This window comes from Allochromatium humboldtianum (assembly GCF_013385175.1).
Classification (GTDB): Bacteria; Pseudomonadota; Gammaproteobacteria; order Chromatiales; family Chromatiaceae; genus Thermochromatium; species Thermochromatium humboldtianum.
Genome location: NZ_JABZEO010000006.1, coordinates 106,324 through 120,115, shown reverse-complemented (window position 1 = coordinate 120,115; position 13,792 = coordinate 106,324). Strand labels below are relative to the sequence as shown.

Sequence of the window (13,792 nt, the reverse complement as noted above, 5' to 3'; positions counted from 1 at the left end):
CATGCAGTTGACACTCTGGTCCTATGAAGGGCCACCCCATGTGGGCGCCATGCGCATCGCTGCCTCGATGAAGGGTGTGCACCTGATCCTGCATGCCCCGCAGGGCGATACCTATGCCGATCTGCTGTTCACCATGATCGAGCGCCGTGCCTCGCGTCCGCCCGTGAGCTATACCAGCTTCCAGGCGCGCGATCTGGGACGCGACACCGCCGAGCTGTTCAAGACCACGGTCGAGGCGACCTATGAGCGCTTCAAGCCGGAGCTGATCCTGATCGGCGAGTCCTGCACCGCCGAGCTGATCCAGGATCAGCCGGGTGCGCTGGCTCAGGGTATGGGACTGCCGGTGCCCGTACTGCCGCTGGAACTGCCGGCCTATACGCGCAAGGAGAACTGGGGCGCGAACGAGACCTTCTATCAGATGGTCCGCGGCCTGCTCAAGAGCCGCGTCCCGGCGCCCGGCACCGAGCGCGAACTGCGCGCCCAGGGCACGCGGCCCAAGGCCAATCTGCTCGGTCCGACCGCGCTCGGCTATCGCTGCCGCGACGATATTCTGGAAGTGACGCGCCTGCTCGACTCGATCGGCATCGACGTCAATCTGGTCGCTCCGCTCGGTGCCACGCCCGCCGATCTGCTGCGCATCCCCGAGGCCGACTTCAACGTCTGTCTCTATCCCGAGGTCGCGGATCAGGCCTGCGACTGGCTGCGCCGCAGCTTCGGTCAGCCGGTGGTCAAGACCGTCCCGATCGGCATCGGCGCCACCCGCGAGTTCCTCCAGGAGGCCGCGCGCGCCGCCGGGATCGAAGTCGACACGACGCGCGAGCCAATCTCGTCTAGAATGCCCTGGTACTCGCGGTCCGTCGACTCGACCTATCTGACGGGCAAGCGGGTCTTCATCTTCGGTGATGCGACGCACGCGGTGGCCGCGGCGCGGATCGCGGCCGAAGAGCTCGGTTTCACGGTTGTGGGCCTGGGCACCTATGCCCGCGAGTTCGCCCGCGAGGTCCGCGAGGCGGCCAAGCGCTACGGCGTCGAGCCGCTGATCACGGACGACTACCTCGAGGTGGAGGCCAAGGTCGCCGAGTTGCACCCGGAGCTGGTGCTCGGCACCCAGATGGAGCGCCACATCGCCAAGCGTCTGGGAGTCCCCTGCGCGGTGATCTCGGCGCCGGTGCACATCCAGGACTTCCCGTCCCGGTATGCGCCGCAGATGGGCTTCGAGGGCGCCAACGTCATCTTCGACACCTGGGTCCACCCGCTGATGATGGGACTCGAGGAACACCTCGTGACCATGTTCCGGGAGGATTTCGAGTTTCACGATGGCGCGACACCCTCGCATCTTGGGCCAACGACCGCGCGCATGAGCCAGGCGCCAGACAGTCCGCCGGAGCCGACGGAAACGGCCGTCGTCGCCGATGGAGCCATGGTGTGGGCACCGGAAGCCGAGCAGGAACTGAAAAAGATCCCGTTCTTCGTGCGTGGCAAAGCCAAGCGCAACACCGAGCGCTTCGCCGAGGAGCGCGGGATCCAGACCATCACTGTGGAGACGCTCTACGATGCCAAAGCGCACTTCGGCCGCTGATCAGACGCGCCCCAACGCGACTCCGGTTCGCGTCGTCATCATCAATCTCGATGGCCATCTGGCGGGGACGACGCAGCGCGCGCTCCCCCAGGTTCAGCGTGATCTGCCGGGTTTGCAGCTGAAGCTGCACGCGGCGACCGAGTGGGCGGACGATCCGGCCTCGCTCGAACGCTGCAAGCAGGACATCGCCGAGGGTGACATCATCATGGTCACCATGCTGGTCATGGAAGAGCACTTCAAGCCGATCCTGCCGGCGCTCGCCGCCCGGCGCGATCAGTGCGACGCCATGATCGTCTGCATGTCGGCCTCGGAACTGATGAAGCTGACCCGTATGGGCGGCTTCAGCATGGACGGCTCCTCCAGCGGCGGTCCCATGGCGCTGCTCAAGAAGCTGCGCGGCAACAAGGAGCGCAAGCAGAGCGCGGGCGCCCAGCAGATGTCGATGCTGCGCCGTATCCCCAAGCTGCTGCGTTTCATCCCCGGCACCGCGCAGGACGTGCGTGCCTACTTCCTGACCCTCCAGTACTGGTTGGCCGGTTCCGACGAGAACCTGGGCAACATGGTCCGCTTCCTGGTCGACCGCTATGCCGGCGGCGAGCGTGCGCATCTGCGCGGCTCGCTCAAGGTCGCCTCCCCGGTCGAGTATCCCGAGGTCGGTCTCTATCACCCGCGCATGAAGGGCCGCATCTCCGACAAGCTCAACCAGTTGCCCGGCATCCAGGATGCGAAGAAGGGGCGGGTCGGTCTGCTGCTGATGCGTTCCTATGTGCTCGCCAGCAACACGGGGCACTATGACGGCGTGATCCAGGCGCTCGAAGCGCGCGGTCTGCACGTCGTCCCGGCCTTTGCCAGCGGTCTGGATGCGCGTCCGGCGATCGAGACCTTCTTCATGCAGGACGGCATCGCCACGGTCGACGCCGTGGTCTCGCTGACCGGCTTCTCGCTGGTGGGCGGTCCGGCCTACAACGACTCGCACGCGGCTGAAGAGATCCTCAAGCGGCTCGACGTGCCCTATCTGGCCACGCTCGCGGTCGAGTTCCAGACGCTCGATCAGTGGCAGGAATCGGCTCAGGGTCTGCTGCCGGTCGAGGCGACCATGATGGTCGCGATTCCAGAACTCGACGGCGCCGCCGGTTCACTGGTCTATGGCGGACGCAGCGGCGGCGGCGCGGAAGACGGTGCGCGCGACATGCAGTCGCACAAGGAACGCACCGAGATGCTGGCCGCGCGTGTCGAGAAGCTGGTGCGTCTGCGCCGTGCCGAGCGCGCCCAGCGCAAGGTGGCGGCGGTGCTGTTCAACTTCCCGCCGAACGCCGGTAATACGGGTACGGCCGCCTATCTGTCGGTCTTCGCCTCGCTCTACAACACCCTGGTAGCGATGGACGCGGCCGGCTACAGCGTCGATCTGCCCGAGAGCGTCGACGACCTGCGCGAGCGCATCGTCAACGGCAATGCCGCGCGCTATGGCGCCCATGCCAATGTGCATACGCGCATTCCGGTCGATGATCATGTCCAGCGTGAACCCTATCTGGCCGAGATCGAGAAGCAGTGGGGTTCGGCGCCCGGCAAGCAGCAGAGCGACGGGGCCTCGATCTTCGTGCTCGGCGCCCAGTTCGGCAACGTCTTCGTCGGCATCCAGCCCTCGTTCGGCTACGAAGGCGACCCGATGCGGTTGCTGTTCGAAAAGGGCTTTGCGCCGACCCACGCCTTCACCGCCTTCTATCGCTACATCCGCGACGACTTCGGCGCCCATGCCGTGCTGCACTTCGGCACCCACGGCGCGCTCGAATTCATGCCGGGCAAGCAGGCCGGTATGTCGGGCGAGTGCTGGCCGGATCGTCTGATCTCGGATCTGCCCAACATCTATCTCTACGCCTCGAACAACCCGTCCGAAGGCACCATCGCCAAGCGCCGCTCGGCCGCGACCCTGATCAGCTACATCACCCCGCCGATCGCCCACGCCGGACTCTACAAGGGCCTGATCGATCTCAAGGGTTCAATGGAACGCTGGCGTTCGCTGCCGCCGTCCGAGATCGATGAGCGCCGCTCGCTAGCCGAGATCATCCAGGCCCAAGCCGCCGAGCTGGAGCTGGCCGATCTGGAGCCGGCCTGGACCGAGGACGAGGTCGGTTCGCGCATCGCCAAGCTCAACGAAGACGTGCTGGAGCTGGAATACACCCTGATCCCGCATGGTCTGCACGTCGTCGGCGAGGGTCCGACCGAGGAAGAGCGTGTCGATCTGCTGATGGCGATCGCCGAGTCCACCAAGGACATCCGCCCCGAGCGCGCCGCGCTGGAGGCCCTGATCGCCGGCAAGTCGGCCGAGAAGGCGCTCAAGGCGGCCAAGATGGCAACCAGCGAAGAGAACGTCACGCTCTTCCGCGAGCTGGCCGAGATCGACCGCCTGCTGGTGCAGGACACCGAGATCCCGGCCATCCTGCGCGCGCTCGATGGGCGTTTCATCCCGCCCGCGCCCGGCGGCGACCTGCTGCGCACCCCGGCGATCCTGCCGACCGGACGTAACCTGCACGGCTTCGATCCCTTCCGGCTGCCGAGCCTGTTCGCGGTCAAGGACGGCTTCAAGCACGCGGCACTCCTGATCGAACGTCATCTGGCCGAGGGCAACGGCTTCCCCGAGACCATCGCGCTGGTGCTCTGGGGCACCGACAACCTCAAGACCGAGGGTGGTCCGATCGGTCAGGCGCTGGCCCTGATCGGCGCGCGTCCGCGCTTCGACAACTATGGCCGTCTGGCCGGTGCGACCCTGATCCCGCTGGAAGAACTGGGCCGTCCGCGCGTCGACGTGGTCATGACCCTGTCGGGCATCTTCCGCGACCTGCTGCCCTTGCAGACCAAGCTGCTGGCCGATGCCTCCTATCAGGCCGCCTGTGCCGACGAGCCGCTGGAGCAGAACTTCATCCGCAAGCATGCGCTGGAGTATCAGGCCGCCCACGGCTGCGACCTGGAGACCGCCGCACTGCGCGTCTTCAGCAACGCCGACGGGGCTTATGGCGCGAACGTCAACCACCTGATCGACAGCAGCACCTGGGACGACGAGGGTGAGCTGGCCGAGACCTACACCCGCCGCAAGAGCTTCGCCTATGGCCGCTCGGGCAAGCCGGTGCAGCAGGCCGAACTGCTCAAGAGCTGTCTCGGTCATGTCCAGTTGGCCTACCAGAACCTCGACTCGGTCGAGCTGGGCGTCACCACCGTCGACCACTACTTCGACACGCTCGGCGGCATCGCCAAGGCGGTCGGTCAGTACAAGGGCGACGAGGTGCCGGTCTACATCGGCGACCAGACGCGCGGCGACGGCGTGGTCCGCACCCTGGCCGAGCAGGTGGCACTGGAGACCCGTACCCGCATGCTCAACCCCAAGTGGTACGAGGGCATGCTCAAGCACGGCTACGAGGGTGTGCGTCAGATCGAGGTCCATGTCACCAACACCATGGGCTGGTCGGCCACCACCGGACAGGTCGCGCCCTGGGTCTATCAGCAGTTGACCGAGACCTTCGTCCTCGACGAGGAGATGCGCAACCGGCTTGCGGCGCTCAATCCGACCGCCTCGGCCAAGGTCGCGAATCGCTTGATCGAGGCCCATGAACGTAACTACTGGTCGCCCGACGAGGCGACGCTCGAAGCGCTGCGACGCGCGGGAGAAGAATTGGAAGATCGGCTCGAAGGTGTGTTCCAGGAGGCGGCGGCGTGACGATGCAGGCATCATCCAGCGGCTTCCACCTGTCCAGTCACCCGGACGGGGAAGGCAGCGTGCAGGTTCAGCTCGACCCCGACATGCAGATCGAGGGCGCCAAGGTCTTCGCCGTCTACGGCAAGGGCGGCATCGGCAAGAGTACGACCTCCTCGAACCTGTCGGTCGCGTTCTCCAAGCTTGGCAAGCGCGTGCTCCAGATCGGCTGTGATCCCAAGCACGACTCGACCTTCACCCTGACCAAGTGTCTGGTGCCGACGGTCATCGACATCCTCGAATCGGTGAACTTCCATGCCGAGGAGCTGCGTCCGAGCGACTATGTCTACGAAGGCTACAACGGCGTGATGTGCGTCGAGGCCGGCGGTCCGCCCGCCGGTACCGGCTGCGGCGGCTATGTGGTCGGTCAGACGGTCAAGCTTCTCAAGCAGCACCATCTGCTCGAAGACACCGATGTCGTGGTGTTCGACGTACTCGGCGACGTGGTGTGCGGCGGGTTCGCCGCGCCGCTGCAACATGCCGAGCGCGCGCTCATCGTCACCGCCAACGACTTCGACTCGATCTTCGCCATGAACCGCATCGCGGCGGCGATCAAGGCCAAGTCCAAGCATTACAAAGTCCGGCTCGGCGGCGTGATTGCCAACCGCAGTCGCAACACCGACGAGATCGACCGCTTCGCCGAGGCGGTCGGACTCAAGCGTCTGGCCCATCTGCCGGATCTCGACATCATCCGCCGCAGTCGTCTCAAAAAGTCGACCGTGTTCGAGATGGAGCCGGAACCCGGCTCGGGTCTGGAAGAGGCGCAGCAGCAGTATCTGCAATTGGCGCAGCAGTTGTTGGATGGCGTCGAGCCGCTGGAGGCGCGTCCGATGGCCGACCGCGACATCTTCGATTTTCTGGGGTTCAATTGATGTCAGACGCCTCCTATCAAGAACGACGCGGCAAGATCGAAACCTATTTCGATCGCACCGCCGCCGACGCCTGGTCCAAGCTGACCTCCGATGCCAAGGTCAGCCGTGTGCGCGAGACAGTGCGCGCCGGGCGCGATGACATGCGTCAGACGCTCCTGAGCTGGCTGCCGCAGGATCTGACCGGCAAGCGTCTGCTCGATGCCGGCTGCGGCACCGGGATGCTGGCGGTCGAGGCCGCGCGGCGCGGGGCCGAAGTGGTCGCCATTGATGTCGCCCCGACCCTGATCGAGATCGCCCGCGAGCGGTTGCCGTCCGATCTGGGGTCAGGCTCGGTCGATTTTCAGGCCGGCGACATGCTCGACCCGGCCCATGGTCGGTTCGATCATGTGGTCGCCATGGACTCGCTCATCCACTATCGTCCTGAGGACGTGGTGAAAGTCCTGGCGGGACTGGCCGCGCGCACCAGCGGTTCGATCGTCTTCACCTTCGCGCCGAGGACGATTCCGCTGACCATCATGCACGCGGTCGGTCAGCTCTTCCCGCGCAGTGATCGCTCGCCGGCCATCGAGCCGGTGAGCGAGGCCAAGCTTCGCGGGTTGATCGGCGCGGAATCCGGGTTGAGCGGTTGGCGGCCCGAGAGGACACGGCGCATCGCCGTCGGGTTCTATATGTCTCAGGGGCTGGAGCTGCTCCCGTCCTGAGATGCTGAAGTACGACGCTCGCGATGACGGCTGTCCATCGCAGCGGTTGGGTGTGGGTGCCTTGGAGTGCTGCTTCGGCAGACCCAAGGCGGTTGGAATCGAGATCTGTGTTTCGCTACGCTGGTCGTCCTGGGTCCGTCCGTGCGCCTGGCGAATGGATTCGGTCCACGGCGGTCGCCACGCATCGGTCTAGCTGTTGTCCTGGCTAGCTATTTACTCCTACGGAGGTTAACTCATGTCTGCTGCCATCACTGAATATATGGACGTCGCCCAGCTCACCATCTGGGCTTTCTGGTTCTTCTTCGCCGGTCTCATCATCTATCTGCGTCGCGAGGACAAGCGCGAAGGCTATCCGCTCGACTCCGATCGCACCGAGCGCTCAGGCGGTCGCGTCAAGGTCGTCGGCTTCCCCGATCTGGCCGAGCCCAAGACCTTCGTCCTGCCGCACAATGCCGGCACCGTCATGGCTCCGCGCGTCGAGGCTCCGACCTCGATCAACGCTACGCCGGTCGCTCCCTTCCCGGGCGCACCCTTCGAGCCCAACGGCGATCCCATGCTCTCCGGCTTCGGTCCGGCCGCTTCGCCCGATCGCGCCAAGCATTGCGATCTGACCTTCGAGGGTCTGCCCAAGATCGTGCCGCTGCGTGTCGCCACTGATTTCTCCATCGCCGAGCGTGATCCCGATCCGCGCGGCATGACCGTCGTCGGTCTCGACGGCGAGGTCGCCGGTACCGTTTCCGACGTCTGGGTCGACCGCTCCGAGCCGCAGATCCGTTATCTGGAAGTCAAGGTCGCCGCCGGCGGCAAGAACGTCCTGCTGCCGATCGGCTTCAGCCGCTTCGACAAGAAGGCACGTAAGGTCAAGGTCGCCGCAATCAAGGCTGCGCACTTCGCCAACGTCCCGACGCTGGCCAAGCCGGACCAGATCACCCTCTACGAGGAAGACAAGGTCTGCGCCTACTACGCGGGCGGCAAGCTCTACGCCACAGCTGAGCGTGCCGGTCCTCTGCTGTGAGGGAGTACGACGTCGAGCCCATTCCGGGCTTGCCCGAGCGCCTGCCTCCTGGGGAGGAGGTGCTCTGGCAGGGTTCGCCGAGCTGGAAATCCCTGGCTCGGCGAGCCTTTCATGTCCGTAAGGTGGCGATCTATTTCGGCGTGCTGGCGGTCCTGGCCGTGCTGGTGGATGCCTCGGACGGTCTGACCCTGGCCAGCCTGGTCCAGGGACTGACCTGGATCCTGCTGCTGGCGGCCGTCTCCATCGGCGCCCTGACCTGGTTGGGGTGGTCGATGGCGCGCTCCAGCATTTACACCATCACCAACAGGCGCCTGGTCATGCGCATCGGCGCAGCCCTGCCGATGATGATGAACCTGCCGTTCAAGCAGGTGCGCTCGGCGGATCTGCGCGTCTATGAAGACGGCACCGGGGACATCCCGCTGCTCCTGGATCAATCCGCCAAACCGTCCTACATGATCTTTTGGCCGCATGTGCGGCCCTGGCACTTCGCCCCGGTCCAGCCGATGCTGCGCACCATTCCGGACGCCGCCAAGGTCGCTGGAATCCTGGCCGAAGCGCTCCAGGACTATCTGGAGTCGGAAGCGACGGCGCGGGTGTCCGGCAACGAGGCGATGGACGACGCGGTCCTGGCGTCCGCGACCGAAACCCTATCCTGATGAGGTCAGTGAGTGAGTGATGCATTCGAGGGGCGCACCTTTCCCAAGGGCGTCCTGATCGCTGTCGGCGCCCTGCTGGGCTTCACCATCGTCATGATCGCCTTTGCGCGTCTGACCGGCTACATGATGCCGCAGGCGCCGTTCCTGGCCGAGGTCGAGTCGCGCGACATCCGCTTCGTCGAGCAGACGGACGGCTCCATGGCGGTGCGTGACGCGGCCACGGACGAACTCATCCAGACCCTGCCGCCCGGCGGGGAGGGATTCGTGCGCGGCATGTTGCGCAGCATGGAACGCCAGCGTAAGGGCTATGAGGCCGACCTCAGCGAACCCTTCCATCTGGCACGGCGCGAGGATGGCATGTTGACGCTCGAAGATCCGATCACGGGGATTCGGCTCGATCTGCGTGCCTATGGCGTCGACAACGAGGGGTCGTTCGCGGTGTTCCTGCCCTCGGCGCCCGTGCAGCGCTGAGACGGATCGCCGGACACGGGCGCGTCCGCGAGCGGGCGTGCGCGCGTCGGCGCTGATCACCAACGGCCCGTCATCGGGCCGTTTTCCGCTATCCTACACGCCTCCACGCCGACTACCTCCGAGACGCAGTTCAACGCATGGCTGATTACGGTTTCCCACTCCTGTTCGCGCTCGGACTCTGGTGGTTCAGTACGGGGGTCGTGCTCTATCTCGACAATCTGCCTGGACGTACCTTTCGTTGGACGCTGATGGGCGGTTCGGTCGTCCTGGCCATCGCCATCTTCGTCCTGATCGTGAGCAGCGCCTCGACCAGCGTGGCCGGCGCCTATGTCGCCTTCACCGCCGGCGTGGTGATCTGGGGCGTGATCGAGATGAGCTACTTCACCGGCCTGATCACGGGGCCGCGCAAGACGGCCTGCCCGCCGGGCTGCTCGAAGTGGAGGCGCTTCGGACTGGCGATCCTCACCAGTCTCTATCACGAGCTCCTGATCCTCGGTACCGTGCTGTTCATGGTGCTGGCCACCTGGGGCGAGCCGAACAAGGTCGGCGCCTGGACCTTCATCGTGCTCTGGATCATGCGCTGGAGCGCCAAGCTCAATCTGTTCCTCGGCGTGCCGAATCTGAACGAGGACTGGCTGCCCGAGCCGCTGCGCTATCTCAAGACCTACATGGTCAAACGCGCGATGAATCTGCTGTTTCCGGTCTCCGTCACCCTGGCCACCATCGTCGATGTGCTCATCGTGCTGGAGGCGCTCTCGCCCGAAGTCACGGGCGCCCCGGCCGTGGGGCTGATCCTGGTGGCCAGTCTGCTGGGACTCGCGATCCTGGAGCACTGGTTGCTGGTGCTGCCGCTGCCCGATGAGGCGCTCTGGGCCTGGGCGCTGCCGGCGCACGAGCCGCACGACGACCAGGATGGAGCCGGGCGCGCGCCGGACGACTCGATGGCCAGCCTGTGCGTCCTCCAGCCCAGGACGCTGCCGCAACCCGACACCTCCATGCCTTTCCTGGCCAAGACGGGCCGTCTCTGACGCCGGGGCGAGCCGATCGCAGGATGGCGGCTTGAGACCAGGGAACTTTCAACGTACACGGCGATACACGCTGGAGCTTGGAGACGAGTCCCGATATACTTCGCGCTCGACCTATTGGGAACCGCCGCACTCCAGCGCTTGCGGATCATCCCGAGTCCTTCCATCCTGGACATCGATGGCCGATGATGCGCGCATCGTATCGGTCTTCATCCATTGCTCGAACGGTCGATGAGCCGTCGCGTGGATCATCGTAGGACGTTCCAGGATCGTCGGTCGGGTTGGAGCATCAGGCGGGCTTCCGCTGTGAGAAGTACAATGACAATGACTCAAACCGACTAGGTGGGTGACAGACATGGCGCCTCCTCTCCCTACGAGCCTCCCATTGGAATTCCTCGAACGGCACGACCTCGCGGCGCCCGGTTGTCCGATGTCTTCCCTGAGATCGCCTGGAGACACTCCCTTCAGCCAGATGCAATATCTGGACGTTCTGGACACACTGCGTCAAGCGCCTGACGGCAATCTCGCCGTCTATATCCATGTCCCCTTCTGTCATGTGCGCTGTCTCTACTGCGCCTGCGATACCACGGTGACGCATAGCCTGGAGAAGGTCGACCAGTATCTCGACGCGCTCGAACGCGAGATGGATATGGTGACGGAGCGCATCGGTCGGCGCCGTCCGATCCAGCAGCTCCATATCGGCGGCGGCACCCCGAATCATCTCAACGAACCGCAACTGGCGCGGTTGATGGAGATCGTCGAGAACCATTTCACACTCACCCCTGAGTCCTGCGCCTCGATCGAATGCAACCCGCGTCGCGCCTCGGCCGGTCAGCTCGAACTCATCCACGGACTCGGTTTCGAGCGTGTCAGCTTCGGGGTCCAGGATCTCAATCTCGACGTGCAGCGCGCCATCGGGCGGGTGCAGTCGCTCAACATGGTGCGCGACGTCTTCCTGACCGCGCGCCAGACCGGATTCGAGAGCATCAATCTGGATCTGGTCTATGGACTGCCGTTCCAGACTCCGCGCGGCTTCCAGGCGACTCTGGACCAGGTGCTGGATCTGGGGCCGGATCGGGTCGCCTGTTTCAGCTATGCCCATGATCCCGCCCGCCGCCCCCACCAGCACGCCATCAACACCGCCCATCTCCCGACCCCCGCCGAAAAGCTCGCGCTCTTCCATCGCGCCGTGCGCACCTTCACCGAGGCCGGTTATCGCTGGGTCGGGCTGGATCTGTTCGTGCTCGAAGACGACGAACTCTATGAGGCGCAGGTCGACGGGCGGCTCTATCGCAACTCGCTTGGCTACACGACCAGCACAGACCGGCAGGTGCTGGCGTTTGGGCCGAGCGGCACGGCCGAACTGGCCGATGCGCTGATCCGCAACGAAAGCGATCTGCGTGTCTGGCAGATGCGGTTGAACAATGGTCAGTTCCCCGTGGCCTGGGGTCGGCGTCTCGACGAAGCCGACCGGCGTCGGCGTCAGGCGCTGCTCCATCTCATGTGCAATCTTCAGCTTCCGGCCAGTTCGGCCGCCGATCTCGATCACGAGTACGAACAGCTCTGCCGCAAGGCCGAGCAGGGGTTGGTCGAGATCTCGGAGGAGGGCATTCGGGTCACGCCCCAGGGGCGTTATATCCTGCATGGTCTCTGTTCCGACCAGGACGATTTGATCGATAGCAGCAGTCAGTGGCGTTTCAGGATGTCCTCGTGAGTCAAACAGACAATCATGGCCGTATCGGCCCCAATGCCATCATCCGCGTCTTCGAGGCGCTGAACGAACAGCGCGGTCGCACGGTCGCCGAGGCCGTGTTCAATCGAGCGGGTCTGGAAGCCTATCTCGACGCGCTCCCCGAGGCCATGGTGCCGGAGCAGGAGGTCATCGCGCTGCAACAGGCGCTGCGCGATGAGCTTGGGATCGCCGAGGCGCGTGAGATCGCGCGCGATGCCGGGCGGCGGACCGGCGATTATCTGCTTGCGCGGCGGATTCCGCGTCCGGCGCAGGCGCTGCTCAAGATCCTGCCGGCGAAGTTGGCCAGTCGCACCCTGCTCAAGGCGATCTCGGGCAATGCCTGGACTTTCGTCGGGACCGGGCATTTCGCGGTCACGTCCGAGAATCCGCCCCGGATCGAGATCACGCATTCGCCGCTCTGTCGCGGGACCATGGCCGATGAGCCGCTGTGCGACTTCTATGCCGGCACCTTCGAGCGGCTGTTCCGGGTACTGGTGCATCCGGATACCGTCTTCACCGAGACCGCCTGTCAGGCCATGGGCGATCCGAGTTGCCTGTTCGAGGGGCGCTGGTCATAGCGCGTCGCTCGCTTCCGCACGATTCCTACTGGTTGAATGATCCGGGGCCGGTTCTCATCACCGATGGGGGCCGACTCGGGGCGGATGCGTTCGCGCCTCAGGTCGCTGAGCGCGCGGCGGCGTTCATGGAGTGCGGCCTGAGACCCGGACAGGTCGTGATGGCGCCCGATTCGCCTGCTCTTGATCTGACCCTGACGATACTGGCGCTCGGGCGCATCGGGGCTGGAGTCTTTCCCTATCGTTCCGGCCTCGACCCGGCTGAGCGTCTGGCGTTAGCGGAGCTGGCCGGGGTCGAATGGCTGTGGAATCCTGATTCGACGGGCTTGGTTCCGCTCTTGGACGCGACCCAAACAACGGACGTCTCACCTGAAGCACGCGCCGCGCTCCTGATCAAGACCAGCGGCAGCAGCGGTCATCCCCAGATCGTCATGCACGGCTACGCCGGATTGCGGGCCTCGGCCAGTCGCGTCAATGCACGGCTCGGCGTCACGGCGGAGTCGATCTGGCTCTGTTGTCTCCGGCTCAGTCATATCGGCGGCGCGGCCATTCTCTATCGCGCGGCGCTCGCGGGCGCGCGTCTGCGGCTGCATGATGGCTTCGATGCGCCGACCGTGCGGCGCGAGCTGGAGGCGCATGGTGTGACCCATGTCTCGCTCGTTCCGCCCATGCTCGCACGTCTGCTGGATCTGGGGGGGCGGGCGCCGCTGAGTCTGCGCGTGGTCCAGGTCGGTGGACAGGCCTTGAGCCGTCCTCTGGCCGAGCGCGCACTGGCCGCTGGCTGGCCGATCCAGCTCACCTATGGCATGACCGAGACCGGGTCGCAGATCGCTACCACTGGGGCGCTCGCGGCGGAGGATGGCGGCGAGCTGGACACCAGTCTCGTCGGCACGCTCCTGCCCGATGTCGACGTCGAGGCGCCGGAGTGTGACGCATCGCCTGAACGTCTGCGCATCCGTGGACCCGTGCTGATGCTCGGCTATGCCAATCCTGAGCGCCGATCAGGGCAAGGGCTGGAGAAGGGCGGTTGGTTCGAACCGGCCGATCTCGGCTGTTTGACGGATGATCGGCGATTGCGGATATCGGGACGCGCCGACGATATCCGCGTGATCGGCGGAACGAATGTGTCACTGACCAAGGTCGCCCAAGTCGTGCAGGAGGCGCCGGGCGTGAGCGAGGTGCAGATCGTCGCCGGCCCGGACCCCGTTTGGGGGCATCGATTGACGGCGGTCTATGCCGGCACACGTGATGAGACCGAATTGGCCGACTGGTGCCAAACCCATCTGAGCGGCCCCGAGTGTCCGCGCGCTTTTCTCAGACTGGAGCGGCTGCCGCTGCTCGACTCAGGCAAATACGACCGCGCCCGAATTGCGGCCTTGGTTCAGTCGTCTGGTTGTTGAGACGGAAGGACAGGGCTTGTT

At 65.2% G+C, this 13,792-nt stretch carries 11 protein-coding genes; all 11 read left to right on the top strand.

The genetic code is table 11. The features are described from left to right. Position 1 precedes the first annotated feature (1 nt). The 11 genes from bchB (at position 2) to HW932_RS10530 (ending at position 13,771) form a co-directional block, all read left to right on the top strand. A complete protein-coding gene (gene bchB / locus HW932_RS10580) occupies positions 2-1,579 on the top strand; it encodes a ferredoxin:protochlorophyllide reductase (ATP-dependent) subunit B (protein ID WP_176976460.1) in 1,578 nt (525 codons plus the stop codon). Continuing rightward, on the top strand, positions 1,554-5,288 hold the full coding sequence (locus tag HW932_RS10575) for a magnesium chelatase subunit H (RefSeq protein ID WP_176976459.1): 3,735 nt from the start codon (positions 1,554-1,556) through the stop codon (positions 5,286-5,288). The genes bchB and HW932_RS10575 overlap by 26 nt, the downstream gene beginning before the upstream one ends. Positions 5,289-5,290: 2 nt before the next feature. Then, positions 5,291-6,196: a ferredoxin:protochlorophyllide reductase (ATP-dependent) iron-sulfur ATP-binding protein gene (bchL, locus tag HW932_RS10570; protein WP_176976458.1), complete on the top strand. Its 906-nt coding sequence runs from the start codon at positions 5,291-5,293 to the stop codon at positions 6,194-6,196. Next, positions 6,196-6,897, top strand: coding sequence for a magnesium protoporphyrin IX methyltransferase (bchM, locus tag HW932_RS10565; RefSeq protein WP_176976457.1), 702 nt, complete (start codon positions 6,196-6,198; stop codon positions 6,895-6,897). Before bchL ends, bchM begins: the two co-directional genes overlap by 1 nt. A 235-nt stretch (positions 6,898-7,132) precedes the next feature. Beyond that, positions 7,133-7,912 carry a photosynthetic reaction center subunit H gene (gene puhA / locus HW932_RS10560; protein WP_176976456.1) on the top strand — a complete coding sequence of 260 codons (780 nt, stop codon included), beginning with the start codon at positions 7,133-7,135 and terminating at the stop codon, positions 7,910-7,912. Continuing rightward, on the top strand, positions 7,909-8,568 hold the full coding sequence (puhB, locus tag HW932_RS10555; RefSeq protein ID WP_176976455.1) for a photosynthetic complex putative assembly protein PuhB: 660 nt from the start codon (positions 7,909-7,911) through the stop codon (positions 8,566-8,568). Before puhA ends, puhB begins: the two co-directional genes overlap by 4 nt. Before the next feature lie 12 nt (positions 8,569-8,580). Further along, on the top strand, positions 8,581-9,039 hold the full coding sequence (puhC, locus tag HW932_RS10550) for a photosynthetic complex assembly protein PuhC (RefSeq protein WP_176976454.1): 459 nt from the start codon (positions 8,581-8,583) through the stop codon (positions 9,037-9,039). 137 nt (positions 9,040-9,176) lie between these two features. Continuing rightward, on the top strand, positions 9,177-10,067 hold the full coding sequence (puhE, locus tag HW932_RS10545; RefSeq protein WP_246296774.1) for a putative photosynthetic complex assembly protein PuhE: 891 nt from the start codon (positions 9,177-9,179) through the stop codon (positions 10,065-10,067). Positions 10,068-10,494: 427 nt separating this feature from the next. After that, on the top strand, positions 10,495-11,778 hold the full coding sequence (gene hemN, locus HW932_RS10540; protein ID WP_176976453.1) for an oxygen-independent coproporphyrinogen III oxidase: 1,284 nt from the start codon (positions 10,495-10,497) through the stop codon (positions 11,776-11,778). Then, positions 11,775-12,374, top strand: a complete 600-nt coding sequence (gene bchJ / locus HW932_RS10535) for a bacteriochlorophyll 4-vinyl reductase (protein ID WP_176976452.1) — start codon at positions 11,775-11,777, stop codon at positions 12,372-12,374. The genes hemN and bchJ overlap by 4 nt, the downstream gene beginning before the upstream one ends. Before the next feature lie 32 nt (positions 12,375-12,406). Next, on the top strand, positions 12,407-13,771 hold the full coding sequence (locus tag HW932_RS10530) for a class I adenylate-forming enzyme family protein (RefSeq protein WP_176976451.1): 1,365 nt from the start codon (positions 12,407-12,409) through the stop codon (positions 13,769-13,771). The last annotated feature ends 21 nt before the right edge of the window (positions 13,772-13,792 follow it).

Excerpts from the sequence above, each read along its gene's own strand:
- puhE (WP_246296774.1), top strand. The coding sequence starts at position 9,177 with ATGGCTGATTACGGTTTCCCACTCCTGTTCGCGCTCGGACTCTGGTGG.
- bchL (WP_176976458.1), top strand. The coding sequence starts at position 5,291 with ATGCAGGCATCATCCAGCGGCTTCCACCTGTCCAGTCACCCGGACGGG.
- puhA (WP_176976456.1), top strand. The coding sequence starts at position 7,133 with ATGTCTGCTGCCATCACTGAATATATGGACGTCGCCCAGCTCACCATC.
- hemN (WP_176976453.1), top strand. The coding sequence starts at position 10,495 with ATGTCTTCCCTGAGATCGCCTGGAGACACTCCCTTCAGCCAGATGCAA.
- HW932_RS10575 (WP_176976459.1), top strand. The coding sequence starts at position 1,554 with ATGCCAAAGCGCACTTCGGCCGCTGATCAGACGCGCCCCAACGCGACT.
- bchM (WP_176976457.1), top strand. The coding sequence starts at position 6,196 with ATGTCAGACGCCTCCTATCAAGAACGACGCGGCAAGATCGAAACCTAT.
- bchB (WP_176976460.1), top strand. The coding sequence starts at position 2 with ATGCAGTTGACACTCTGGTCCTATGAAGGGCCACCCCATGTGGGCGCC.